The 23,697-nt window shown below is 63.1% G+C and carries 23 protein-coding genes; 16 read left to right on the top strand and 7 right to left on the bottom strand.

The window, feature by feature from the left end; genetic code table 11:
* Positions 1-117 precede the first annotated feature (117 nt).
* Positions 118-1,257 (top strand): alpha/beta fold hydrolase, encoded by a 1,140-nt coding sequence (locus C8K44_RS21980; RefSeq protein WP_109577914.1) that lies wholly within the window; start codon positions 118-120, stop codon positions 1,255-1,257.
* Positions 1,258-1,313: 56 nt separating this feature from the next.
* Here C8K44_RS21980 and C8K44_RS21975 read toward each other — a convergent pair whose 3' ends face one another.
* Genes C8K44_RS21975 through C8K44_RS21965 form a run of 3 tightly spaced genes read right to left on the bottom strand, consistent with a single transcriptional unit; the run spans position 1,314 to position 4,276 of the window.
* Entirely contained in the window at positions 1,314-2,021 is a 708-nt protein-coding gene (locus C8K44_RS21975) for an SDR family NAD(P)-dependent oxidoreductase (protein WP_109577913.1), read from the bottom strand.
* A gap of 33 nt (positions 2,022-2,054) precedes the next feature.
* On the bottom strand, positions 2,055-3,632 hold the full coding sequence (locus tag C8K44_RS21970; protein ID WP_109577912.1) for a 5-guanidino-2-oxopentanoate decarboxylase: 1,578 nt from the start codon (positions 3,630-3,632) through the stop codon (positions 2,055-2,057).
* A complete protein-coding gene (locus C8K44_RS21965; protein WP_109577911.1) occupies positions 3,629-4,276 on the bottom strand; it encodes a TetR family transcriptional regulator C-terminal domain-containing protein in 648 nt (215 codons plus the stop codon). Before C8K44_RS21965 ends, C8K44_RS21970 begins: the two co-directional genes overlap by 4 nt.
* 269 nt (positions 4,277-4,545) lie before the next feature.
* On the opposite strand from C8K44_RS21965, the gene C8K44_RS21960 reads away from it, so the two are divergent.
* The 5 genes from C8K44_RS21960 to C8K44_RS21940 all read left to right on the top strand — a co-directional run bounded on the left by C8K44_RS21960 (position 4,546) and on the right by C8K44_RS21940 (position 8,877).
* On the top strand, positions 4,546-5,358 hold the full coding sequence (locus C8K44_RS21960) for an ABC transporter ATP-binding protein (protein ID WP_109577910.1): 813 nt from the start codon (positions 4,546-4,548) through the stop codon (positions 5,356-5,358).
* Positions 5,359-5,410: 52 nt separating this feature from the next.
* Positions 5,411-6,190 (top strand): transporter substrate-binding domain-containing protein, encoded by a 780-nt coding sequence (locus C8K44_RS21955; protein ID WP_109577909.1) that lies wholly within the window; start codon positions 5,411-5,413, stop codon positions 6,188-6,190.
* Positions 6,191-6,287: 97 nt separating this feature from the next.
* Positions 6,288-7,046, top strand: coding sequence for an ABC transporter permease (locus C8K44_RS21950; protein ID WP_109577908.1), 759 nt, complete (start codon positions 6,288-6,290; stop codon positions 7,044-7,046).
* On the top strand, positions 7,043-7,852 hold the full coding sequence (locus tag C8K44_RS21945) for an ABC transporter permease subunit (RefSeq protein ID WP_109577907.1): 810 nt from the start codon (positions 7,043-7,045) through the stop codon (positions 7,850-7,852). Before C8K44_RS21950 ends, C8K44_RS21945 begins: the two co-directional genes overlap by 4 nt.
* Positions 7,853-7,857: 5 nt before the next feature.
* A complete protein-coding gene (locus C8K44_RS21940) occupies positions 7,858-8,877 on the top strand; it encodes an Ldh family oxidoreductase (protein WP_109577906.1) in 1,020 nt (339 codons plus the stop codon).
* A gap of 56 nt (positions 8,878-8,933) precedes the next feature.
* Here C8K44_RS21940 and C8K44_RS21935 read toward each other — a convergent pair whose 3' ends face one another.
* The gene (locus tag C8K44_RS21935; RefSeq protein ID WP_109577905.1) at positions 8,934-9,131 is read right to left on the bottom strand and encodes a CsbD family protein; all 198 of its coding nucleotides are present in this window, start codon (positions 9,129-9,131) and stop codon (positions 8,934-8,936) included.
* A gap of 203 nt (positions 9,132-9,334) precedes the next feature.
* Here C8K44_RS21935 and C8K44_RS21930 point away from each other — a divergent pair, with 203 nt between their 5' ends.
* The 3 genes from C8K44_RS21930 to C8K44_RS21920 all read left to right on the top strand — a co-directional run bounded on the left by C8K44_RS21930 (position 9,335) and on the right by C8K44_RS21920 (position 11,703).
* A complete protein-coding gene (locus C8K44_RS21930; protein WP_199227173.1) occupies positions 9,335-9,793 on the top strand; it encodes a DoxX family protein in 459 nt (152 codons plus the stop codon).
* A gap of 153 nt (positions 9,794-9,946) precedes the next feature.
* Entirely contained in the window at positions 9,947-10,918 is a 972-nt protein-coding gene (locus C8K44_RS21925; RefSeq protein WP_109577904.1) for a complex I NDUFA9 subunit family protein, read from the top strand.
* 17 nt (positions 10,919-10,935) lie between these two features.
* The gene (locus C8K44_RS21920) at positions 10,936-11,703 is read left to right on the top strand and encodes a sulfite exporter TauE/SafE family protein (RefSeq protein WP_109577903.1); all 768 of its coding nucleotides are present in this window, start codon (positions 10,936-10,938) and stop codon (positions 11,701-11,703) included.
* 687 nt (positions 11,704-12,390) lie between these two features.
* Here the strand turns inward: C8K44_RS21920 and C8K44_RS21915 are convergent.
* Entirely contained in the window at positions 12,391-13,500 is a 1,110-nt protein-coding gene (locus tag C8K44_RS21915) for a zinc metalloprotease HtpX (protein WP_109577902.1), read from the bottom strand.
* Between the two features lie 215 nt (positions 13,501-13,715).
* On the opposite strand from C8K44_RS21915, the gene dnaK reads away from it, so the two are divergent.
* From dnaK to C8K44_RS21880, 7 genes are all read left to right on the top strand, one after another.
* Positions 13,716-15,632: a molecular chaperone DnaK gene (gene dnaK, locus C8K44_RS21910; RefSeq protein ID WP_109577901.1), complete on the top strand. Its 1,917-nt coding sequence runs from the start codon at positions 13,716-13,718 to the stop codon at positions 15,630-15,632.
* A gap of 211 nt (positions 15,633-15,843) precedes the next feature.
* Positions 15,844-16,977 (top strand): molecular chaperone DnaJ, encoded by a 1,134-nt coding sequence (gene dnaJ / locus C8K44_RS21905; RefSeq protein WP_109577900.1) that lies wholly within the window; start codon positions 15,844-15,846, stop codon positions 16,975-16,977.
* A gap of 99 nt (positions 16,978-17,076) precedes the next feature.
* Positions 17,077-17,682: a phospholipid N-methyltransferase PmtA gene (gene pmtA, locus C8K44_RS21900; RefSeq protein ID WP_109577899.1), complete on the top strand. Its 606-nt coding sequence runs from the start codon at positions 17,077-17,079 to the stop codon at positions 17,680-17,682.
* A gap of 154 nt (positions 17,683-17,836) precedes the next feature.
* A complete protein-coding gene (gene pyrF / locus C8K44_RS21895) occupies positions 17,837-18,535 on the top strand; it encodes an orotidine-5'-phosphate decarboxylase (protein ID WP_109577898.1) in 699 nt (232 codons plus the stop codon).
* 24 nt (positions 18,536-18,559) lie between these two features.
* A complete protein-coding gene (locus C8K44_RS21890) occupies positions 18,560-18,847 on the top strand; it encodes a DUF1330 domain-containing protein (RefSeq protein ID WP_109577897.1) in 288 nt (95 codons plus the stop codon).
* A 294-nt stretch (positions 18,848-19,141) separates the two neighbouring features.
* Positions 19,142-20,413: a polyhydroxyalkanoate depolymerase gene (locus C8K44_RS21885; protein ID WP_109577896.1), complete on the top strand. Its 1,272-nt coding sequence runs from the start codon at positions 19,142-19,144 to the stop codon at positions 20,411-20,413.
* Positions 20,414-20,669: 256 nt separating this feature from the next.
* The gene (locus C8K44_RS21880; RefSeq protein WP_109577895.1) at positions 20,670-21,236 is read left to right on the top strand and encodes a transglutaminase-like cysteine peptidase; all 567 of its coding nucleotides are present in this window, start codon (positions 20,670-20,672) and stop codon (positions 21,234-21,236) included.
* A 231-nt stretch (positions 21,237-21,467) separates the two neighbouring features.
* Here C8K44_RS21880 and C8K44_RS21875 read toward each other — a convergent pair whose 3' ends face one another.
* Together C8K44_RS21875 and C8K44_RS21870 are read right to left on the bottom strand one after the other, a co-directional pair.
* Positions 21,468-22,790, bottom strand: coding sequence for a YifB family Mg chelatase-like AAA ATPase (locus C8K44_RS21875; protein WP_281063008.1), 1,323 nt, complete (start codon positions 22,788-22,790; stop codon positions 21,468-21,470).
* Between the two features lie 300 nt (positions 22,791-23,090).
* On the bottom strand, positions 23,091-23,405 hold the full coding sequence (locus C8K44_RS21870) for a helix-turn-helix transcriptional regulator (RefSeq protein WP_109577893.1): 315 nt from the start codon (positions 23,403-23,405) through the stop codon (positions 23,091-23,093).
* Positions 23,406-23,697 lie beyond the last annotated feature (292 nt).

Raw genomic sequence — 23,697 nt, 5'->3', positions numbered from 1 at the left:
GCTTCACAGAGCATCCGAATGCATCCAAAGAAAATGGATCGGCCGCTTCAAGCTTGCCGTGGGTAGGATTTGCTGCTCTTAAGTCAGCAAGCCCTGCCCAGCATCCCGAGCCCGGCCATGACCAAGTTGCGTTTTCTGACGTTCTTTCTCGTGTTGCTGGTGGTGTCCGGCTGTGCCGGCAGAGCCGTACTCGGCCTCGGCGACAGCCGGGAGGGCGAGTCGGCGGTTGTGGTGCCGGTCTACGTCTCGACTATGCGTGCGCGCTCCGATGACCTCGCAGCGCCTTTTTCGGCTGCCCGGGCGAAATCGCTCAACTTCGCCAAGTTCGAGATCGGCATCCCCAAGACCCACGTCCCAGGCAAGGTCGAAAAGAGCGACCGCGCGCCCAATCCGGCGCGCGATTTCCTCGCCCGCAGCTTCCAGCCCTATGACGACAAGCAGCAATTCGTCGACGCGCTGGACGCGGCGCTGGCGAAGCGCCCGGCAAATGAGCGCGAAATCGCCATTTTCGTCCACGGCTACAACAACAATTTCGCCGACAGCGTCTTCCGCAACGCGCAAATCATGAACGACTACCACGTCAAGGCGGTGGCACTACACTACGCCTGGCCCTCGGGCGGTTCGCTGCCGCTCTACGTCTATGATCGCGACAGTGCCGCCTACAGCCGCGACGGGCTTGCCGAAACCATCGAGATCGCGACCCGCACCAAGGCCAAGCGCATCGTCCTGGTCGGCCATTCGATGGGCACATATGTGGTGATGGAGGCGCTGCGCAGCCTGGCACTCAGTGGACGCCAACAATACATCAACCGTCTCGGCGGGGTGATCCTGGCTGCGCCCGACATCGACATCGACGTGTTCCAGAGCCAGGTGCGCGACATCGACCCGTTGCCGCGTCCCTTCACCATCCTGGTGTCGCGCAAGGACAAGGCGCTCGGCGTTTCGGGCAGGCTTACGGGGGGGCACCCCCGCGTAGGCAGCGGAGCTGACATCCAGGCGCTGCAGGACGAAAACATCACCGTTCTCGACACTTCCGATCTCGATGGCGGCAGCCACGACGTCTTCGCCAGCTCGCCAACACTCATGGCGCTGGCTGCCAGCGGGGCCCTGAACCGTGACATCGGCGTGCGCGGAGAAGGCGCCCAGGGCGAGACCCTTCTCGCCGACAGCACCAACATCATCACCGGGGCTGCCTCGCTGGTCATCTACCTGCCGGCAAGGCTGCTCGGCGTCGCAAGTGGCGGGCTCGCGCACTAAAGCGCCCCTGCGTCCGACCGGTCAGCCGATCGCAGTTTTCCTGCGCCAGCGGCCCGCTAGGCTCGTCCGTAAAGGGCCGCCACCGTGCCGCTGGTGACCAGGTTGGCAGGCGAAGCGAGATGCGCGATGGCAGCCGCCGCAGCTTCCAGGCTGACCCATTTGGCGAAATCCGCCTTGGGCATGTCGGCGCGGTTCGCCCGCGTGTCGAGCGTGGACGGCGCCACGGCGTTGACCAATATGTCAGCGCCCTTCAGCTCCTCGGCTAAGGCAAAGGTAAGCGCCGCAACGGCGGCCTTGCTCGCCGCATAAGCGGCCATTCCGCCACCCTTGCGCGGTTCGATGCCGGCACGCGCGGAGACGTTGACGATGCGGCCGCCGGCCTTGCCGGCAAGCATCGAGCGGGCAGCAGCACGGCAGCACAAGAAGGCGGTCTTGGCGTTAATGTCCATCATCTGGCCGAACTGGTCGGGATCGACCTTGTCGATCGGCGCCATGTCGAAGCCGCCGGCTGAATGGATCGAGGCCCAGAGGCTGGGGACGGCCTTATAGAAGGCATCGACGGCCCTGGCGTCGGTCAGGTCGACGCCGGTGGCGATATGCACGCGTTCATGACCGGCGAATTCGAAACCCTCCGGCGCTTTCGCCCGGCTGACGGGCAGATGGCAGACAGCACCTTCGCCAAGCAAGTGCCTGGTTACCGCAGCTCCCAGCGAACCGGTTGCGCCTGATACAACGACGTGCCGGCCTTCGAAACTTCTCGTCATGCTCAACTCCCGCGACCGGCCGCGCAGCGCGGCCTATTCGACGGTAATTTCTATCAGACAGGGTTTTGCCGTCGAGCGTGCTTTCTTCAGCGCACCGTCAAGCGCTCCGATGTCAGACAGGCGCTCTGCCTGGAGGCCATAGGCTTGCGCAACCAGCAGCACGTCCGGTGGCACCGGCGACACGCCGACAGGTTCGATGCCGGCATCGAGCATCGAGGTTTCAATCTCGCGATAGCCGCGATTGTTCCACACGACGAAGATGACGGGCGCATTCGCATCGAGCGCTGCTCCCAGTTCCGGCAGCGTGAACTGGAAACCGCCATCGCCGCTCAGGCAAACGACTGGCGCATCGGGTACAGCCAAAGCAGCGCCTATCGCCGCCGGCGGGCCATAGCCGAGCGCGCCATAGCCCGTCGCGGCGTTGAACCAGCCGCCCGGACGGTCATGGTCGTAGTAGAGATTGGCGGCGTAGACCGGCTGGGTGGAGTCGCCAACGATGATCGAGCCGGGCAGTGCGGCCCGGATCGTCTCGACGGCTTTGACCTGCTCGCGCATGGTTGGGCCGATCTCTTCCCACGCAGCCTCCCGCGCTGCCTTGGCGCGTGCGGCACCTTCAGCCGATCGCCCCTCGCTTCCAAGTCCGGCTTTCAGTCTCTCAAGAGCCTCAACCGCATCGGCCAGGATCGAAACGGCGGCCGGTCGCCGTCCAAGCTGCGCGCCATCGATGTCGATCCGGATGAGGTTTTTCGGCAGCACAAAATCGCCATCGCCATACATGTCGTAGTCGGTCGGACCGAACTCGGTGCCGGCGGCAATCACCAGATCGGCATTGGCGATCAGGCACCGCACCGCTTTCAGGCTGGGGCTCGCGGGCACGCTGAGGCCGCGGCCGTGCAGCAAACCGCGACCGTTGGCCGTGGTCACGACCGGCGCATCGAGTTTCTCGGCCAGCCCAAAAAGCGCCGCTTCAGCGCCTTTCGCGCCACCGCCAGCGAGGATCAGCGGTCGCTTCGCCTCGCGGATCAGGTGAACGGCCTCGGCAATCGCCGTCTCGTCAACGACTTGCGCAATCTCGCGCTTCGGCAACGGTTTCAGCCCATCCGCCGGCCTGCCCATCACATCGAGCGGGATCTCGATATGCACCGGGCCGGGCCGCCGGGTCGCAAAAATCTCGAAGGCCTCTGATACAGCTCCAGGCAGTTCCGCTGCCTCAGTCACCCGCTTCGACGACAACGCCACCTTTGCCATCATGCCCAGCTGATCCGGCAGTTCGTGCAGATAGCCGAGCCCCTTGCCGAGCGTCGGTGTGGCGTTGACGCCTGAAATCACCAGCATCGGCACGGAGTCGGCCCGCGCCTGGGCCATCGCCGTGATGGTGTTGGTCAGCCCCGGACCGGTGATGACGAAGGCGACGCCTGGCCGCCCTGACGCTCGAGCATAACCATCGGCCATGAAGCCGGCGCCCTGCTCGTGGCGCGGCGTGATATGGCGGATCTTCGACCGCGCCAGCCCGCGATAGAGTTCGATGGTATGCACGCCAGGGATACCGAATACCGTGTCGACGCCATAGGCCTCGAGCAACTCGATGAGAGCTTCGCCGATCGTCGTCATGCCAGTTCCTCCCGCCGCAATCTCAAGCCGAGCATCGCTTCGACCGAGCCGATCCCGATTTCGGCCAGTTCGCCGTTCTCGAACATGTCGCCGGCCAGGCAGCCTTCGACCCACAATCCGTCGATGATGGCGTTGATGGCGATAGCGTGCCTGCGCAGTTCGCCTGCACTCGCCAGCCGCCCCGAGCCCGAGAACACCTCGGCGACCAACGTTTCGACCTCGTCGCGGAAACCGAGATAGCCAGCCCGGTGAGCGACGCCCAGCGCCGGGTCCGACCCTGCCCGGCCGATGAAGCTCCCCCAGATGGAAAATGTCCTGACATCGATGACCGGAGGCACTAGGCTTGCCTCGAGGAATGCCGCGAGGCGCCGCCGCGGATCCTGCTCGACGGTCGCGAGTGCCGTCTTCGCAAGCTCGGTCATGCGCCCCATGATCGTCGCATAGGATGCCTGCAGAAGCTCTTCCTTGCCGGGGAAATAGTGCCGTATCAGCCCGGCTGTCACGCCGGCGCGCGATGCTATCGCCCTGACGGTAGCACCCTGCAGCCCGTGTTCAGCGACACAATCGAGGGTCGCCTCGATCAGATCCTGCCGCCGGCGCTCCTCGCCTTCGCGACGGAATTTTCGCCGGCCAGCGACCGTCATCGCGCAATTACCTGGCGCGACGGCGCCATGGGCAGTGAGCCGTGTGCCATCACCTTCGCATCTTCCGGAGAAAGTTTGATCGTACCAATATTTATACACTTGCATAACAACGTCGCAAGTGCCGTAATGGCGACAAGAAGCGGGAATGGTGCCGTTGACGCCGCAAGGCTTGAAGGTCCATCCTCACCGCCCGGGGACATCGCGACGCGAACCATGAGCAGCCGATTGCACGCTGACGGGAAAACGTTCACGCACTGGGGCCATCGCTGATGGCTGCAGTTGTTGCAGCCCAACGCCCTGCCCCCACAGACGGCGTCGCCGCCGAAGCCATCCATGTCGAAAACCTGCACAAGAAGTTCGGCCAGTTGCATGTGCTGAAGGGCGTTTCGCTGTCTGCCCGCGACGGCGAGGTGGTGGCGATCATCGGCGGCTCGGGCTCGGGCAAGTCGACGCTGCTGCGCTGCATCAACTGCCTGGAAAACCCCACCAGCGGCATCATCCGCGTCAATGGCGAGCAGATCCGGCTCAAGCCCAACAGCCTGGGCGACAGCGTGCCGGCCGACCGGCGCCAGATCGAGCGCATCCGCTCGCGGCTTGGCATGGTGTTCCAGAGCTTCAATCTGTGGAGCCACATGACGCTGATCGAAAACGTCATCGAGGTGCCGGTGCATGTTTTGGGCGTCAAGCGCAGTGACGCCATCGTCGAAGCCGAAAAGCTCCTGGCCCGTGTCGGCCTCGCCGAAAAGCGCGATGTTTATCCCGCCTATCTCTCAGGTGGCCAGCAGCAGCGCGCGGCGATCGCGCGAGCGCTTGCCGTCCAGCCGCGCGTCATGCTGTTCGACGAACCGACCTCTGCACTCGATCCTGAACTGGTCGGCGAAGTGCTCAAGGTCATCGGCGACCTCGCCCGCGAGGGCCGCACCATGGTGTTGGTAACCCATGAGATGAAGTTCGCCCGCGAGGTTGCGACACATGTGATCTATCTCTGGAACGGCGTGGTCGAGGAAGAAGGCCCGCCCGAACAGATATTCGGCGCTCCGAAATCGGAGCGCCTCAAGCAATTCATCCGCAGCATCGGATAGCGCGGACGAAATCAGGGGAACATCCGAAACGACGACAAACGGGAGTGACAGCATGAAAGCACTGCTTGCTACAGCGGCCCTGGCCTTGGTTCTTGGCTTGAGCGCGGGAGGCGCCAGCGCCGAGGCGATCAAGGTCGGCATGGCGCCCGAACCCTACCCGCCCTTCGAATCGCCCGACGCTTCCGGTAAATGGGGCGGCTGGGAGATCGACATGATCGAAGCGCTCTGCGCCGAGGCCAAGCTTGAATGCACCATCACCATGACAGCGTGGGACGGCCTCATTCCGGCGCTCAATTCCAAAAAGATCGACGCCATCATCAACTCGATGTCGATCACCGACGAGCGCAAGAAGTCGATCGACTTCTCCGACAAATATTACAACACACCCACCGGCATTATCGGCGCCAAGGACGCCAAGTTCGACGCCACGCCGGAAGGGCTGAAGGGCAAGATCATCGGCGTGCAGGTGTCGACCGTGCATGAGGCATACGCCAAGAAGCACTTCGGCGAAGGCGCCGCCGAGATCAAGATCTACCAGACGCAGGATGAGGCACAGGCGGACCTCGCCGCCGGCCGCATCGACGCGGTGCAAGCGGATTCGCTGTCGCTCAAGACCTACCTTGACACCGACGCGGGCAAGGCCTGCTGCGACATGAAGGGGGACGTCGCCGAAGACCTCGAAGTGCTCGGACCTGGCGTCGGCGTTGGCCTGCGCAAGGGCGACGAGGCGCTGAAGGCAAAGTTCAACGCCGCCATCAAGGCCCTGCGCGACAATGGCAAATATGCCGAGATCACCAAGAAATATTTCGACTTCGACATTTACGGCAAGTGACGTCCGCTGACGCCACATAGCCACCCTCGCCCCGCAAGCCGGGGCGAGGTTTTTTGTCACCGCCGCTCATCGTTTTCCTGAGGCGCCATCGAGGAGCATGCCGATCGAGAACCTCCTGAACCCGATGCTGCAATCAGCCACCATCGAGCTGCTGTCGATCTCGCCGCCCGGCTGGGGCGCCAATCTCTTGCGCGGGCTCGCCAACTCCATCCAGATCGCTGTCGGGGCCTTCGGCCTAGGTCTCGCGATCGGAATCGCCGGCGCCTGGGGCAAACTTTATGGCAGCCCGATGGTGCGCGACCTGATGGAGATCTACACCACGGTCGTGCGCGCCGTGCCGGAACTGGTGCTGATCCTCTTGCTCTATTATGCCGGCACCGACCTCATCAACCGCGCGCTCGACAGCTTCGGCTATGCGCCCATCGACATATCCGGCCTTGTCGCCGGCATCTGCGTGCTCGGCGTCGTCCAGGGCGCCTATGCCACAGAAGTCATCCGCGGTGCCATCCTTGCCATCCCGCAAGGCCAGATCGAGGCTGCCCGCGCCTATGGCATGCCGCCCGGCAAGATGCTGCGCCGCATCACCTTGCCGGCGATGCTGCCCTTCGCCATTCCCGGCCTCGCCAATCTCTGGCTCATCGCCACCAAGGACACCGCGCTTCTGGCCGTCGTCGGCTTCAATGAGCTGACCCAGGAAACCCGCCAGGCCGGCGCCACGACCAAGGCCTATTTTACCTTCTTCGTCGCCGCGGGCGTGCTCTATCTGCTGCTGACGCTGTTTTCCAACGTCATCATCGGCCGCATCGAACGCTGGGCCCGGCGCGGCATGCCTCCGGTGACGGAGAGCGGCCAATGAGCGCCGCAGCCCGAGCAGAATCAACTTCCACGGGGCGGTCCGAATGGCTGCAGCCGCACCGGATCGTGCTGATCGCTATCGCCGTTGCACTGGTACTCTCGGCCATCTTCTTCATGCGCTGGGACTGGCTGCCCAACTATTTCGACCTCGCGCTGCTCGGCATCTGGCGCACCATCTGGATCCTGGTGGTGACCTGCACGCTCGGCTTCATGCTCGCCATCCCGCTCGGACTTGCCCAGGCCGCCGGCCCGTTCTGGCTCGCCTGGCCGGCGAAGGCGTTCTGCACGGTCATCCGCGGCACCCCGCTGCTGCTCCAGCTCTGGTTGCTCTACTACGGCCTCGGATCGCTGTTTCCGCAATATCCATGGATAAGGCAGTCCGATCTATGGCCGATCCTGCGGCAAGCTTGGCCCTATGCAGTCGTGGCGCTGACCTTGTCTTATGCCGCCTATGAGGGCGAGGTCATGCGCGGTGCCTTTGCCGGCGTGCCACGGGGTCAATTGGAGGCTGCCCGCGCGTTCGGCATGAGCCCTTGGAAGCGTTTCCGCCGGATCTGGCTGCCGCAGGCGGTCAGCCGCGCGCTGCCTACATTGGCCGGCGAAACCGTACTCCAGCTCAAGGCGACACCGCTGGTCGCCACCATCACGGTGATCGACATCTATGCCGTCGCTTCACGCGTTCGCCAGGACACCTTCATCGTCTACGAGCCGCTCTTGCTGCTCGCGCTTATCTATCTGATCATCACCGGCATTCTCGTCTTCGCCTTCCGAAAACTGGAGGCGCGGATTCCGGCCAGACTGGGATAACGCCCATGCCGCATACCAAGACTGTCACACTCAGCCTCGACGAGGCACGTTCGCTGTGCATCTCGGCAGCCATCGGTGCCGGCGCCAGCGAAGAAACGGCGCGTTCCATCGCGCTTGCCGCCGTCGCCGCCGAGGCCGACGGCCAGCCGAGCGTCGGACTTGCCCACTACATCGATTATCTCGAGGCCCTTCAGGCCGGGCGTATCGATGGCAAGGCAGAACCGGTCATCCATCGGCCCGCTCTCGCCATCTACCTGTCCGACGGGCAAGGCGGCGCAGCGCATACCGGCTTCGACCGCAGCTTCAACGACATCGCCAAGGCGGCGCACCTGTTCGGCGTCACCATCTTCTCGCAAAAGAATACCTATACCTGCGGCGCGCTCGGCTATTTCACCGGCCGCCTCGCCGAAGCGGGCCTGGTGGCGCTGGCCGCAACCAACGGGCCGGCATTGGTCGCCGGCTCCGGATCGACCAAGCCGGTCTTTTGCACCAATCCGATATCGCTGGCGGCCCCGGTCGTCGACGGCCCGCCGCTCATCATCGACCAGTCGTCGAGCGCCACGGCGTTCGTCAATGTCCGCAAGGCAGCCCATGACGGCGAGCCCATTCCCGAGGGCTGGGCGCTCGATGCAAGGGGCAAACCGACGACCGACGCCAAGAAGGCGATGAAGGGCGTGCTGCTGGCTTTCGGCGGCGCACGCGGCGCCAACATCGCGTTGATGGTCGAGGTGCTTGCCGCCGGCGTATCGGGCGCCAACTGGTCGCTCGACGCTCCCTCGATCACCGAGGGTCACCAGTCGCCTGATACAGGCCTGTTTATTGTGGCGCTCGACCCCAAGCTTTTTGACCCCGGGTTCGATATCCGCATGCGCGTCCAGCTCGATCGGCTGTCGGGCCGTTACGGCGTCCACATTCCCGGCCCGGCAAAAGCCGCCGCACGCGCCCGATCGGAAGCCGAAGGCATCACCGTGCCGGCGCCGGTGCATGCGCGCATTGCCGAGTTCTCAGCGCGGCAGTCCGGGTGAACGAGAAAGCCCCGCACGCGGCGGGGCTTTGAACAAGCGATGTTGCAAGTAACGGTTCAGTGGCGCGACAGCCAGGTGTCGATGTCTTTCTCGGCATCTTCCTGGGCCTTGCCGTAGCGTGCCTGGAGACGGCCGGCGAGTTCCTTGCGCTTGCCCTTGATGACGTCGAGATCGTCATCGGTGAGCTTGCCCCACTGGCTCTGAATCTTGCCCTTGAACTGCTCCCAATTGCCTTCGATCTGGTTCCAATTCATTGCATTTCTCCTTTTGGAATAGGCACGACAGGTCCGCCGCACTGAGGGGTGAACGCCTCCCGCTGCCGACAGGTTCCAACATTTTTCAAAGTTGACTTTGTCAATCATATTTATATCAAACCTTGTTGACTTGACCGTGACGTAACCTTTGCTGCGTTGGTGCGTTGCAACATTCGATCATGCGTAGCCCCGCAAACGGAGACATGTCCTTGACCCTGACGACCGAAAATTCCGGCCGCCGACTCTTCATTCCCGCACTTCGTGGCCTCTATTCAAACCTGCATGATGCCGCCGAGACGATCCTGCGCGTCGTCGCCGGCGCAGCCCTTGTCACCCACGGCCTCGGCAAGATCTCCGACCCGTTCGGCGCTGCCGGCATGGTCGAAGGCCTCGGCTTCTACCCCGGCGCCTTCTGGTCGCTGCTGTTGTCCTGCACCGAGTTCTTCGGCGGCACTCTGATCGTCATCGGCCTGTTCACGCGCCCGGCCGCATTCGCCGCCATGTTCGTTCTTCTCGTCACCGTCTGGTTCCACTGGATCACCATGGGCCAGGGCTACCAGGGCGCGGAAAAGTCGATCATCTGGGCCGCGATCTTCCTGTTCTTCGCCGTGCGCGGCGGCAACCGACACTCGGTCGACGCGCGTCTCGGCCGCGAATTCTAGAGCTCGCCTCCCAAGGCAAACCACAAGCCCGCGCCACATCGGCGCGGGCCGCTCCGCGCAGTCTGTCGATGATTGCCTTTTTCGCGAAACGGGCTAAGAAACGCTACATCCGTGCCCTTTTTGGCATGCCCCTTTTGGCGACCGGAGCCAGCGATGACCGAAATACTGCAGACCCCGCAACTCGTGACCGTATTTGGCGGATCCGGCTTCCTCGGCCGCCATGTCGTGCGGGCGCTGGCGCAGCGCGGGTATCTGGTACGCGTCGCCTGCCGCCGCCCCGATCTCGCTTTCCACCTGCAGCCGCTGGGCAATGTCGGCCAGATCCAACCGGTTCAGGCCAATCTGCGCGTGCGCTGGTCGGTCGACCGCGCGGTACAGGGCGCATCGCATGTCATCAATCTCGTCGGCATCCTGCATGAAAGCGGACGCCAGCGATTCTCGACGGTGCATGAATTCGGCGCCCGCGCCGTTGCCGAAGCCGCCCGCGCTGTCGGTGCTTCGCTGACCCACGTCTCGGCACTCGGCGCCAATGCGCACTCCGAGTCCGTATACGCCCAGACCAAGGCGCGTGGCGAAAAGGCCGTCCTGGACACCATGCCCGATGCCGTCATCTATCGGCCGTCGATCGTCTTCGGACCTGAGGATGGCTTCTTCAACCGCTTCGCCAACATGGCCCGTTTCTCGCCGGTTCTGCCGCTCATCGGCGGCGGGGAAACCCGCTTCCAGCCGATCTATGTCGGCGACGTCGCCGAGGCCGTTGCCCGCGCAGTAGACGGCAAGGTCAAGGGCGGTTCGGTCTATGAGCTTGGCGGTCCGCAGGTCCTGAGCTTCAAGCAGTGCATGGAAGAAATGCTCGAGGTCATCGACCGCAAGCGCATACTGTTGCCGATGTCGTGGTGGGCCGCGAACCTGCAGGCCTCCGTGCTCGGCCTGCTGCCCAACCCGCTGCTGACCAAGGACCAGGTCATGCTGCTGCGCTCCGACAATGTCGTGTCGAAGGCCGCGCAGGACGAGGGCCGCGCCATCGCTGCTATCGGCATTTCGCCCAAGTCCACCGCCTCGATCCTGCCGAGCTACCTCTGGCGCTACCGCTACGCCGGCCAGTTCACGCGCCGGGAGGCCTGAGCGCGGACCGAGGGCGCATGGACGCCCTCGCCACTCTCCTGCCCCAGGGACTCGAGCCGCTTGTCGCGGCAACACTCGTCGTCGCCAGCGCCTTCACCTCGGCGCTGACCGCAGCTTTCGGCGTCGGCGGGGGCATTGCCATGCTGACGCTGATGGGGCTGTTCGTGCCCGTGGCCGCGCTCATCCCGGTCCATGGTGCTGTCCAGCTCGGCTCCAATACCGGCCGCGCCTGGCACCAGCGCGTCAATGTGCGCATGGATGTCGCAGCGCCCTTCATCGCGGGCAGCATGGTGGGTGCCGTCATCGGCGCATTTGTCGTCATCCAGCTGCCCGACGCTCTGCTTAAACTGGTGCTCGGCGCCTTCGTCATCTCCATTACGTGGGCCAAGATTCCCGGCATCGAAAAGCTGACCCGCGCCGGCCTTGCCGTGGCGAGCGTCGCGGTGGCCCTCGTGGGAATGCTGGTCGGTGCCACCGGGCCGCTGGTTTCGGTGCTGTTCGCGCAATTCTTCGCCAACGACCGCAAGGCCCTGGTGGCAACCCATGCCGCCGGCATGGTGGCCCAGCACGGTCTCAAGATCATCGTCTTCGGTCTCGCCGGCTTCGCCTTCTGGGATTGGCTGCCGCTGATAGCCGCGATGATCGTCTCCGGCTATTTCGGCACCGTCTACGGCACCAAGCTGCTCGAACGCATGCCGGAGGAAAGTTTTCGCAAGTGGTTCAAGATCGCGATTACCGTACTGGCGCTCGATCTTGTGCGGCGCGGACTCATGGAGTTTCTGTAAGCAAGGCCATCACCCAGCTTTTTCGGAGCAGGTTCCCGCTTCGGCCAACACACTTCTTCACCGCCACGCTCGCTTTTGCGCCTGGCCATTGTCAAAGAGCACTCCCGTCAAAGGGAGGTGGTTCGGGAAGCGGGGCGCGAGGCCGTGCCTTCCGATAACAATTATGTGGCGCGAACCTCGCGTCCCGCCGGCGATTTCTGTTCCCGCCCGTTCCGCTTCCGCAGGCCGTCTCCAGGCATTTTCGCCCATCGTCGGCCCCACTAGCGCTCGTCCAGCGCACCCCGGGCGTAGTCCCAGGAGGGGAACCATTGGACGGAACCTCGCCGGGTAGCGAGCTACGTTGGCTCGTCACCGGAGGCGCCGGTTCCTCCCCACAGATCACCGTCGCGACCGGCGTTCCCATGGGAGGAACTGGCATGATTATACGATGGCTCCGGAGGGCGTGGTGGAAGGGGCTCGGCTATCCACGCTGGTAACTGACAGAGGGTGACAGCTCCTGGACGTGGTAGCTTTGGACCCCGGCGGCAGCTGCCTCGACGACGAAGCTACATCGATGGCCCAGATCTCTGGATGCCTCGAAACGGCAACCGTGGTCGCAACAGCCGCAATCATCACAGCCGGGGCAACGCGCCCCAACAAAAAACTTGCCAACCCGTGGAAAATCTATTCACGCTCGACCTCACAAAATCACCACCACACCCCGCCGCGCGTCACGCGGATACGTGGTGCGCTGGCAGGCGGGTTGAGCGGGGCGTCGCTGGCTGGTCGGGTGTCGTCGGCGAAATCGGTGTTGGCGGCATTGATGAAACCGCGCGCGCCACGCGGGAGATAGGTACCGGGATGCGCGCGGATTTTCGGGATTATCGAAGGTCGCGGAACATGTCGCCGCCCGGCAGTGCTACCTGCCACCAACTCGTCGGGTATCTCGGCGGTTCTGAGCGCCCTGAGCCGGGCTATGCGTGTCGCCGTCAGCGGATGGGGGCGCAGCACCGAGGGATCGGGAATGCGCCCGCTCGGCAGAAGGATGTTTTCCCACAATCGGCCCTGAGCGCGCTCGAGCTTGGTCAGCGCCGAGGCTAGACCGTCGGGGTCGCCGGTGAGGGCTGCCGCACCGAGATCGGCTTCGAATTCACGGGTGCGCGAAAGCGCCATCTGCAGCAGGCCGCCGACAGTTGGCGCGGCAAGCAGCACCACAACAGCCAGCCACGGTACCTGGGTGCGGAAGCCCCCGGCAAAACCGAACAGATTGAAGAACAACGACACCAGTCCGACCGTCGACATGAAGGAGGTGAAGCGCGACACCATGTCGGCAAAGGCCATCACCTTCACGTCCTCATGGGCGATGTGGCTGATCTCATGGGCGAGAACGCCGGCCAGTTCGCGCGGCGTCAGCGTGCGGGCGAGCGCATCGGTGACGGCGATCGCCGCGTCGTTGCGGCGACCGACGGCGAAGGCGTTCATCATCTTGGACGGTATGACGTAGAGTTTCGGCGTGGCCGGCAGTTCGGCGCGGCGGGCAAGTTCCTCGACGATGCGGAAGCCGGCCGGAAAATCTGCCGGGGTGACCTGTCGTGCCTTGTACATCGACAGGACCATTTGCGGGCTAATGCGCCGGACCGCCCACATGGAGAGCGCGCCAAAGACAATGGCATACAGGATGCCGGTGCTACCGGCGAAGGCCCAGGCGGTGACGCCGAGCAAAAGCAGGCTGCCGGCACCGAGCAGCCATGTCTGCAGCGCATTGACCGCATGATTGCGCCGGTGCTCGAGGAGATTGATGGAATGCGGCTCACTCATGTATGGAATATGAGCTTGCCACAGGCTTTTGCCGAGTCCTGCGCAAGGAAAGTTGCAGAACGCTTGCGCTGCCAGAAGCCTGTTCTTATATACGCCGCAACACCGCTTCGGCCCGGAAAACCGGTGTCCGGAGCGGTATTTCGAGTGAACAGGGGCTTTCGTCGGAACGCCTTCATGGGTCCAGAGAGCCTGCTTAGCGGAGAGAAGATACAAAAATGGCAAAAGTTATCGGCATCGACCTGGGAACGACCAATTCCTGCGTCGCCGTCATGGACGGCAAGGACGCGAAAGTCATCGAGAACGCGGAGGGTGCGCGCACGACCCCTTCCATCGTCGCCTTTTCCGGTGACGGCGAGCGTCTCGTCGGCCAGCCGGCCAAGCGCCAGGCGGTCACCAATCCTGAAAATACGGTCTTTGCGGTCAAGCGCCTGATCGGCCGCCGCTATGACGATCCGGTCACCGCAAAGGACAAGAAGCTTGTCCCCTACGAGATCGTCAATGGCGACAATGGCGACGCCTGGGTCGAGGCCGGCGGCAAGAAGCAGTCGCCCAGCCAGATCTCGGCGATGATCCTGCAGAAGATGAAGGAAACGGCGGAAGCCTATCTCGGCGAGAAGGTCGAAAAGGCCGTCATCACCGTTCCGGCCTATTTCAACGACGCCCAGCGCCAGGCCACCAAGGATGCCGGCAAGATCGCCGGCCTGGAAGTGCTGCGCATCATCAACGAGCCGACTGCGGCCGCCCTCGCCTACGGTCTCGACAAGACCGAAGGCAAGACCATTGCGGTCTATGACCTTGGCGGCGGTACGTTCGACATTTCCGTGCTTGAAATCGGCGACGGCGTGTTCGAGGTGAAGTCGACGAACGGCGACACCTTCCTCGGCGGCGAAGACTTCGACATGCGTCTCGTCGAATACCTGGCTGCTGAGTTCAAGAAGGAACAGGGCATCGACCTGAAGAACGACAAGCTTGCCCTGCAGCGCCTCAAGGAAGCTGCGGAAAAGGCCAAGATCGAGCTGTCGTCGACGACCCAGACCGAGATCAACCTGCCCTTCATCACCGCGGACGCGACCGGTCCCAAGCACCTGACGCTGAAGCTTTCGCGCGCCAAGTTCGAGCAGCTGGTCGACGACCTTGTCCAGCGCACGATCGAGCCGTGCAAGGCAGCGCTCAAGGATGCCGGCCTCAAGGCAGGCGAGATCGACGAAGTGGTTCTTGTCGGCGGCATGACCCGCATGCCCAAGATCCAGGAGATCGTGAAGCAGTTCTTCGGCAAGGAGCCGCACAAGGGCGTCAACCCCGATGAGGTGGTTGCTCTCGGTGCCGCCATCCAGGCCGGCGTGCTGCAGGGCGACGTCAAGGACGTGCTGCTGCTCGACGTGACCCCGCTGTCGCTGGGCATCGAGACGCTGGGCGGCGTGTTCACCCGCCTGATCGAGCGCAACACCACGATCCCGACCAAGAAGAGCCAGGTCTTCTCGACGGCTGAGGATTCCCAGTCGGCGGTGACCATCCGCGTCTTCCAGGGCGAGCGTGAAATGGCGCAGGACAACAAGATGCTCGGCCAGTTCGATCTTGTCGGCATTCCGCCGGCACCGCGCGGCGTGCCGCAGATCGAAGTGACCTTCGACATCGACGCCAACGGCATCGTCAACGTCTCGGCCAAGGACAAGGGCACCGGCAAGGAGCACCAGATCCGCATCCAGGCATCTGGCGGTCTCTCCGACGCCGACATCGAAAAGATGGTCAAGGACGCCGAGGTGAATGCCGAGGCCGACAAGAAGCGCAAGGCGCTGGTCGAGGCGCGCAACCAGGCCGAAAGCCTGCTCAACAGCAGCGAGAAGTCGCTGAAGGAGTATGGCGACAAGGTCACGGAAGCCGACCGCACCGCGATTTCCGATGCGATCGCAGCGCTCAAGACCGCGACCGAAGGCGACGATGCCGAGGCGATCAACGCCAAGGCGCAGGCACTCGCCGAAGCTTCGATGAAGCTCGGCCAGGCGATGTACGAGGCTTCGCAGAAGGAAGCGGCCGAATCCGATGCCGCAGCTGACGCGGCCAAGGACAGCGACGTGGTCGATGCCGATTTCGAAGAAATCGACGACAACGACGACAAGAAGAAGTCGGCCTAAGTGCCCATTTCAAGGCTCTGACAAAAAAGCCCGGCGGTTTGGCCGGGCTTTTTTGCAACCCGAACCGAAAAAATGCGGCCCAGGCCGCACCAACTCTGGCGTAGCGGGCTTCGACTTACTAAATCGAAGGCCTGTCGCCGAGAAAAGAACCGGCAAAGCAATGCCATGCAAGACCACGCAGAGACATTGAGCAGCCGGGCAGCGAGAAAACATGAAAGCTGATTTCTACGAAACGCTGGGCGTCCAGAAGGGTGCTGACGACAAGGAGCTCAAGTCGGCCTTCCGCAAGCTCGCCATGCAGTTCCATCCCGACCGCAATCCGGGCGACGATGCGTGCGAGCACAAGTTCAAGGAAATCAACGAAGCCTACGAGACGCTGAAGGACCCCCAGAAGCGCGCCGCCTATGATCGATTCGGCCATGCCGCCTTCGAAAATGGCGGCATGGGCAATGGCGGTGGCCAGGGCTTTGGCGCCGGCGGCTTCGCCGACATATTCGAGGATATCTTCGGCGACATGATGGGCGGCGGCCGCCGCCGCTCGTCAGGCGGGCGCGAGCGCGGTGCCGACCTGCGCTACAACATGGAAATCACGCTCGAGGAAGCCTTCGCCGGCAAGACCGCGCAGATCCGCGTGCCAACCTCGATCCTGTGCACCGAATGCGCCGGTTCCGGCGCCAAGGCCGGCACGCAGCCAGTGACCTGCTCGATGTGCCAGGGCCACGGCAAGGTGCGCGCGAGCCAGGGCTTCTTCTCGATCGAACGCACCTGCCCTCAGTGCCAGGGCCGCGGCCAGACCATCAAGGATCCGTGCGGCAAGTGCGCTGGCCAGGGCCGCGTCACCGAAGAGCGCTCGCTGTCGGTCAACATTCCCTCGGGCATCGAGGACGGCACCCGCATCCGCCTAGCCAACGAAGGCGAAGCCGGGCTGCGCGGCGGCCCTTCGGGCGACCTCTACATCTTCTTGTCGGTCAAGCCGCATGAATTCTTCCAGCGCGACGGTGCCGACCTCTACTGCAAGGTGCCGATCTCGATGACCACGGCAGCCCTTGGCGGCTCGTTCGAGGTGGCGACGCTCGATGGCACCCAGACACGCGTCAAGGTACCCGAAGGCACCCAGAACGGGCGCCAGTTCCGCCTCAAGGGCAAGGGCATGCCGATCCTGCGCCAGCCGCAGGTCGGCGATCTCTACATCCAGACCGCGGTCGAGACGCCGCAAAGCCTGACTAGGCGCCAGCGTGAATTGCTCGAAGAGTTCGAGAAGCTGTCCTCGACCGAGAATTCGCCGCAATCGAGCGGCTTCTTCTCGCGCATGAAGGACTTTTTCGAGTCCTTCGGGGATAAGTGAGAATTGTTTCTGCCGTAACGGAAATTGAGTTAGCTTTCCGCTTGCGCTGGGCTGGGTTGCTGTTATTTCTCCCGCAGCAACGGTGAGGAGATCGAAGCGATGCCACGCGGTTCCGGATTGCGTAAAACCCTTGCGGCCAAGTTCGACGACGAACTGAAGTTCTTCAAGGGCTGGATCGACAAGCCGAAGGCCGTTGGTTCGATCGTGCCGACGAGTTCGGTCACCGCAAAGCGCATGGCTTCGGTCATCGACACCAAGTCGGGCTTGCCAGTGCTGGAGGTCGGCCCCGGCACCGGCGTCATCACCAAGGCGATCCTGGCTCACGGCGTGAAGCCTGAGCATCTCTACACCGTTGAATATTCATCTGATTTCGTCCAGCACCTGCGTCGCCTGTATCCGCGCGTCAACGTCATCGAGGGCGATGCCTTCGACCTCGACAAGACGCTCGGCGACAAGAGCGACGTAGTCTTCGACTCAGTCATATCGGGCGTGCCGCTGCTCAATTTTCCTGTCGCCAGCCGCGTGGCCTATCTCGAAGGCCTGCTCAGGCGCATTCCGGCAGGCAGGCCGGTGATACAGCTTACTTATGGACCGAAATCGCCAATCCCCCCGGGGCTGGGCAACTACACGGTCGAGCATTTCGACTTCATCATCCGCAATATTCCGCCGACGCAGCTCTGGGTCTATCGCCGCGCAAAGCACTGAGCGGCGTGCTTGATTTGACAGGCTGATCGCCCCTATACCCGTCGCCACGATGTTGGCGCACCCTGTGAGGGTGCGACAGCCTGCAAGAGGGCACGGGACGGCCGTGCCGGCCCCTGATCGAACGGGCGGCACTGCTGTCGAGGAGACACGAACCATGACAATCGAAGCGATGCGCGACCGGCTGATCGTCGGGCTCGACCTGCCGACCGTGAAGGAAGCGGAAAAGGCAGTGCGCGACCTCGAAGGCACAGCCAATTTCTACAAGATCGGCTACCAGCTCGCCTTTGCCGGCGGGCTCGATTTCGCGCGTGAACTGGCGAGCGGGGGCACGAAAGTCTTCCTCGACATGAAGCTTCTGGACATCGACAACACGGTGGCCAAGGGCGTCGAAAACATCGTCAAGATGGGCATGACCATGCTGACCCTGCACGCCTATCCCAAGGCAATGAAGGCGGCGGTCAAGGCTGCCGAGGGCAGCGAACTGCGCCTGCTCGCGGTGACGGTGCTGACCTCGATGGACGACAAGGACATGATCGAGGCGGGTTACGAGTTCGACCCGCATACGCTGGTGCTGCACCGCGCCGAGCAAGCGCTCAACGCCGGCATGGGCGGCATCGTCTGTTCGGCCAGCGAAGCGTCCGCCGTGCGCCGTATCGTTGGGCACAACATGGCCGTGGTCACGCCGGGTATCCGTCCGGCTGGCAGCGACCATGGCGACCAGAAGCGCGTCGTCACCCCCGCCGACGCCATCCGCAACGGCTCGAGCCACCTCGTTGTCGCCCGCCCGATCGTCGGCGCGGTTGACAGGCGGGCCGCCGCACAGGCTATCCTCGAAGAAATGGCTTCGGCCTGAAAACCTGGTGTCGGGGAGAAAATCATGACCAAGGCATACTGGATCGCGCGCGTCGATGTCCGCGACCCCGAGGGCTACAAGGGTTACGTTGCCGCCGCAAAGCCTGCCTTCGAGCGCTTCGGCGCGAAGTTCATCGCCCGCGGCGGCGCCCATGAAGCGGTCGAGGGTCCGGGCCGCGCCCGCAACGTCATCATCGAGTTCGCCTCGATGAAGGACGCGCGCAACTGCTATTTCTCGCCGGAATACCAGCACGCCAAGTCAATCCGCCAGCAATTCGCCGACGGCGAGATCATGCTGGTCGAGGGTATCTAGCCCAATCCGACACGTCTGATGTTGCAAGAACTCCGGGCCACTTTGGCCCGGATGCGGGCTTGCACGCGTCCGGAAGGACCGACTCGCCGAACTACCGCGGCGCACAACGTCAAGGCTGGCCAATGCTGAGCCGGCGGCGCTGATGGAAACGGTTTTTCAACAGCTTGGACTAAAGAATGACCCTGTTTCACGCCAAGTGAGATATTGCATCGCAGCAGATGTTTGTTACCTTCGCTGCATCGCATGACGGGCCTCCGGCCGGCTCGCCTTCCCGCATGGCCGTATGAGGACTTCATGTTTTACCAGCTTTATGAATCGACCCACGCCGCTTTCCAGCCGGCACGCGCCTATGCCGACGCGGTCAAACTTTTCTACTCCAACCCCCTGAACCCGTTTTCGCACATGCCGCTGGGCCGCTCCGTGGCGGCGATGGCCGAACTGTTCGAGCGCACCACTCGCCGCTATGGCAAGCCGCAATTCGGTCTGGAAAAGACAACAATCGACTTCCAGCCGGTGGCGGTTACCGAAAAAGTCGCCTGGTCGCGGCCATTTTGCAACCTGATCCGCTTCGAACGCGCGCTGCCTACGGGACGCCGCCCCGACCCCAAGCTTTTGATCGTCGCACCGATGTCGGGACATTATGCGACACTGCTGCGCGGCACTGTCGAGGCGATGCTGCCGCATGCGGACGTCTACATCACCGACTGGGCCGACGCCCGCATGGTTCCGGTGACCGAAGGCAAGTTCGACCTCGACGACTACATCGACTATGTCATCGACATGTTCCATGCCCTTGGGCCGGATACCCATGTGATGGCGGTTTGCCAGCCCTCGGTGCCGGTATTGGCGGCAGTGGCAGTCATGGAAGCGCGCGGCGACCGTTTTGCGCCTGCGACCATGACGCTGATGGGCGGGCCGATCGATACGCGCCGCAATCCGACCGCCGTCAACGAACTCGCCGAACAAAAAAGCATCGACTGGTTCCGCGACAACGTCATCATGCAGGTGCCGTGGCCCGCACCCGGCTTCACCCGCGATGTCTATCCAGGCTTCCTGCAGCTGTCGGGCTTCATGAGCATGAACCTCGACCGCCACATCATCGCTCACAAGGACTTCTTCATGCAGCTGGTGAAGAACGATGGCGACGGCGCCGAGAAGCATCGCGACTTCTACGACGAGTATCTGGCGGTGATGGACCTGACGGCCGAGTTCTACCTGCAAACCGTCGACACGGTGTTCGTGCGCCACGCCTTGCCCAAGGGCGAGATGACCCATCGCGGCCAGCCGGTCGACACCTCGGCGATCCGCAACGTCGCGCTATTCACCGTCGAGGGTGAAAACGACGATATTTCGGGCCTTGGCCAGACCCAGGCCGCGCACGATCTTTGCGTCAACCTACCCGACGACATGAAAGCGCATTACATGCAGCCGGCGGTCGGCCATTACGGCGTCTTCAACGGCTCGCGCTTCCGCGCCGAGATCGTGCCGCGCATCGTCGACTTCATGGCCAGCTATGGCGCCACCGCGCGCAAGGCAACAAAGCCGAGGCTGGTGCGCGAAGCCTGACCCGTTCGGCATCGGCATCTGACTTTTCCACAAGAGGCCCGGCGCGAAACGCCGGGCCTTCCTTGTTTTGTTGCACAATTATCGCTCCTCGACGCTCGCGGTAACCATGTCTGCAATCTCCCGCGAGCTTTGATTGACTCCGCACGCCTCTCGACCTTAACGTTTTGTTAACGATGTAAAGGGGCGAGCGGGGCAAATGATTTCCGCAGCAGGCGTACGGTGCGCGGCGGGGCGTGCTGGTTTGTTTTTCGGGCTGATGGCAGGCGTTGTATTGTCTGCTGGAGCCGCAATGGCGTCCGAGCCGATGGTCACCGGCGGTCTGACCTCGCAGCCGATCGGCCATTATGATTTCTGCCGCCTCAACCCGGCTGAATGCTCGATCAAGTCGCGCGACGCGGGGCCGGAACAGCTGACTGGTGCGCTGTGGCGCAAGATCGTTGCCGTCAATGTCTCCGTCAACGCGGCGATCAAGCCGATGAACGATATCGACATCTATGGCCGCGAAGAGGTCTGGACCTACCCGGCCAATGGCGAAGGCGACTGCGAGGACTATGTGCTCGAAAAGCGCCGTATGCTGAACCGCGAAGGCCTGCCGCTGTCCGACCTGCTGATAACCGTGGTGCGCAAGCCCGACGGCGAAGGCCACGCCGTGCTGACCGTGCGCACTTCCAAGGGTGATTTCATCCTCGACAACCTGACCGACGCCGTGCGCCAGTGGGACGAAACCGGCTACAATTACCTGAAGCGTCAGTCGGCTGAAAACACCGGCCGCTGGGTGACCATCCGCGAAGGCCAGACAACGCTGGTCGGCTCGGTCAAGTAAGGTTTCCCCGGCCGCAATGCCTGGCGTCGCCGCTCCCGGCATGAGTGTTGGCAAACAGGCGCGCCAAAGCGCGTGATTTGGTTCGTCCGATTGTTCCTTGGCCAACTGGCTTGCAGTACCGGCGCGACGACTTAGGCCGCGCCTGGTTAGGGGCGGTCTTCCCTCCTGCCCTTGGACTTTGCCCGCCGCCGCAGTCCGGCGATCCGTGCCCCTGCCGTGTGTCAGCCCCCCTTACGCTGCCTGCGCCACGCGCTCCGCGCTGATGCGGTACGAAATCGCCTCGGCAAGATGGATGCGGCCGACGGTGTCACTGCCGTCGAGATCGGCAAGCGTACGCGCCACCTTGAGCACGCGGTGATAGGCGCGGGCGGAAAAGTTGAGCTTTTCGCTGGCATCTTTCAGCAGCGAGAGCCCCGCTGCATCGGGCGTGGCGATGTCTTCGATCAAACCGGCCGCGCATTGCGCATTGGTGGTCGCGCCAGTGACGCCATGGCGCTCCAGCCGCTCGCGCTGGATGGTGCGCGCCCGCGCGACACGCGCGGCGACATCGGCACTTGCCTCCGACTTGCCGGTTCGGATCAGGTCCGCCGCCGACACCGCCGGCACCTCGATGCGCAGGTCGATACGGTCGAGCAGCGGGCCCGAGATGCGCGCCTGGTAGTCGCTCTGGCAGCGCGTGCCGCGCAGGCAGCGATAGCCGGGCTCGCCGGCCATACCGCAGCGGCACGGGTTCATCGCCGCGACGAGCTGGATGCGCGCGGGATAGGTAATGCGGTGATTGACACGAGCGATCATGCATTCACCGGTTTCGAGCGGCTGGCGCAGGGAATCGAGCACCTGAGGCGTGAACTCCGGAAGTTCGTCGAGAAACAGCACGCCATGATGGGCGAGCGACACTTCGCCAGGCCGCGCCCTGAGGCCACCTCCGACCATCGCGGCCATGGAAGCCGAATGATGCGGCGCACGGAACGGCCGCCTGTCGGTGAGCTTGCCCTCGGCCAGTTCGCCGGCGACCGAGGCGATCATCGAGACTTCGAGCAGTTCCTTGGGCGAAAGTGGCGGCAGGATCGAGGGCAGGCGCGCCGCCAGCATCGATTTGCCGGCACCCGGGGGCCCGACCATCATCAGGTTGTGGCCGCCGGCAGCAGCCACCTCGAGCGCGCGCTTGGCGCTTTCCTGGCCCTTGATGTCGGCAAGGTCGGGCAGGTCGCGCGCCGTGGCACGAATGCCGGGCTCGGGCCGCGACAGAACCTGGGTGCCACGGAAGTGGTTGGCGATGGCGATCAGGCTGCGTGGTGCGAGAATGTCGATGTCGGCGCCGGCCCAAGCGGCCTCCGGCCCGCTGGCCGCCGGACAGATCAACCCCTTGCCTTCGGCATTCGCCCCGATTGCCGCGGGAAGCGCGCCGGCCACGGCCGTTATGGTGCCGTCAAGCGAGAGCTCGCCGAGCACGACATAGGCGGCGAGCGCATCGCCCGGCACGGCACCGAGAGCGGCCATCAGTCCAAGGGCGATGGGCAGGTCGTAGTGGCTGCTTCTGCCACATTCACAAATTCGATATCCGTTCTAGACCTAGAGTTGTGGACCGAGTGAATGCTGGCACAAACTCATTCGCCGATAGGCGAATTCCGTTTGATGAATAAAGGCTGGCCTGGCGTTGCATCAAACTAAAGCCAAGGCCCAGCCTTTATTCAAAGGAAGGCGGCCGAAGGCCGTCATTATCGGCGTTAGCCGCCTCGGACCCCGACCGCCAGGGAGGGGCTTTGAGGGTAGTGGTATCGGCCGTTTTGGCCTTCGGTTGCGATAAGAAATCTTCAATCTCGGTGTTGGTCGGATGGTCTCCGTGATTTATGCTCAGGGAGCCTTGGGCCAATCCGATGGCAACCTTAATCCGAAGCCATTTTTCTCATCGCGATCCAAGAATCTTATGCCTTTCGCTTCCAATGCTTTTTGGATTTTCCGGAGGGTTTCCCATCGGACCGTGCCGCTGGTTTCCATTTTTGCAACAGTTCTCAGCGCCACCCCAGCTTCCTGAGCTAGCTCTGCCTGGCTCATGCCAAGCGCGATCCTTGAAGCGCGTAACAATTCGGCGGGAACTTCCATTTTTTCATGTTTATTCCAATCGATCTTTTTCCGCCAAATTTTCCTAAAAATGCACTTGAAATGCATTGTGGTGCATTTTAAATGCACGTGAATGCATTCTGTATGCGCGGGCCAGGGGCGAAGCCTTTGCAGCCTCCCTTTCACAAATGCGAATCAGAGGAGGAAACATGCTGGTATTTGGTCCGGAGACTGATGAGCGGGTTCGAAATATCCTGAAATTCGAGGCAGCACGATTATTTGCATTAGCGGCGGATTTGGCTGAGATAGCCAGGCGTGAAAAACTCGGACCCTCGGACGCCCTTTTCCCTAACGAGGCACCAGTTCTTGAATTCTGGGGTTTAGGGTTTCGCCGAACCTC

The sequence above is a fragment of the Aminobacter sp. AP02 genome, assembly GCF_003148805.1.
Classification (GTDB): domain Bacteria; phylum Pseudomonadota; class Alphaproteobacteria; order Rhizobiales; family Rhizobiaceae; genus Aminobacter.
Note: the sequence above shows the minus strand (reverse complement) of the source record. Positions and strands in the feature narration are given on the sequence as shown.

Bases quoted from the DNA above. Each gene is read 5' to 3' on its own strand.
- C8K44_RS21885 (WP_109577896.1), top strand. From the start codon at position 19,142: ATGTTTTACCAGCTTTATGAATCGACCCACGCCGCTTTCCAGCCGGCA.
- C8K44_RS21935 (WP_109577905.1), bottom strand. From the start codon at position 9,131: ATGAATTGGAACCAGATCGAAGGCAATTGGGAGCAGTTCAAGGGCAAG.
- C8K44_RS21945 (WP_109577907.1), top strand. From the start codon at position 7,043: ATGAGCGCCGCAGCCCGAGCAGAATCAACTTCCACGGGGCGGTCCGAA.
- dnaK (WP_109577901.1), top strand. From the start codon at position 13,716: ATGGCAAAAGTTATCGGCATCGACCTGGGAACGACCAATTCCTGCGTC.
- C8K44_RS21915 (WP_109577902.1), bottom strand. From the start codon at position 13,500: ATGAGTGAGCCGCATTCCATCAATCTCCTCGAGCACCGGCGCAATCAT.
- C8K44_RS21950 (WP_109577908.1), top strand. From the start codon at position 6,288: ATGCCGATCGAGAACCTCCTGAACCCGATGCTGCAATCAGCCACCATC.
- C8K44_RS21920 (WP_109577903.1), top strand. From the start codon at position 10,936: ATGGACGCCCTCGCCACTCTCCTGCCCCAGGGACTCGAGCCGCTTGTC.
- C8K44_RS21890 (WP_109577897.1), top strand. From the start codon at position 18,560: ATGACCAAGGCATACTGGATCGCGCGCGTCGATGTCCGCGACCCCGAG.
- C8K44_RS21975 (WP_109577913.1), bottom strand. From the start codon at position 2,021: ATGACGAGAAGTTTCGAAGGCCGGCACGTCGTTGTATCAGGCGCAACC.
- C8K44_RS21870 (WP_109577893.1), bottom strand. From the start codon at position 23,405: ATGCATTTCAAGTGCATTTTTAGGAAAATTTGGCGGAAAAAGATCGAT.
- C8K44_RS21880 (WP_109577895.1), top strand. From the start codon at position 20,670: ATGGCAGGCGTTGTATTGTCTGCTGGAGCCGCAATGGCGTCCGAGCCG.
- pmtA (WP_109577899.1), top strand. From the start codon at position 17,077: ATGCCACGCGGTTCCGGATTGCGTAAAACCCTTGCGGCCAAGTTCGAC.
- C8K44_RS21960 (WP_109577910.1), top strand. From the start codon at position 4,546: ATGGCTGCAGTTGTTGCAGCCCAACGCCCTGCCCCCACAGACGGCGTC.
- C8K44_RS21980 (WP_109577914.1), top strand. From the start codon at position 118: ATGACCAAGTTGCGTTTTCTGACGTTCTTTCTCGTGTTGCTGGTGGTG.
- C8K44_RS21925 (WP_109577904.1), top strand. From the start codon at position 9,947: ATGACCGAAATACTGCAGACCCCGCAACTCGTGACCGTATTTGGCGGA.
- C8K44_RS21940 (WP_109577906.1), top strand. From the start codon at position 7,858: ATGCCGCATACCAAGACTGTCACACTCAGCCTCGACGAGGCACGTTCG.
- dnaJ (WP_109577900.1), top strand. From the start codon at position 15,844: ATGAAAGCTGATTTCTACGAAACGCTGGGCGTCCAGAAGGGTGCTGAC.
- C8K44_RS21965 (WP_109577911.1), bottom strand. From the start codon at position 4,276: ATGACGGTCGCTGGCCGGCGAAAATTCCGTCGCGAAGGCGAGGAGCGC.
- C8K44_RS21970 (WP_109577912.1), bottom strand. From the start codon at position 3,632: ATGACGACGATCGGCGAAGCTCTCATCGAGTTGCTCGAGGCCTATGGC.
- pyrF (WP_109577898.1), top strand. From the start codon at position 17,837: ATGACAATCGAAGCGATGCGCGACCGGCTGATCGTCGGGCTCGACCTG.
- C8K44_RS21930 (WP_199227173.1), top strand. From the start codon at position 9,335: ATGTCCTTGACCCTGACGACCGAAAATTCCGGCCGCCGACTCTTCATT.
- C8K44_RS21955 (WP_109577909.1), top strand. From the start codon at position 5,411: ATGAAAGCACTGCTTGCTACAGCGGCCCTGGCCTTGGTTCTTGGCTTG.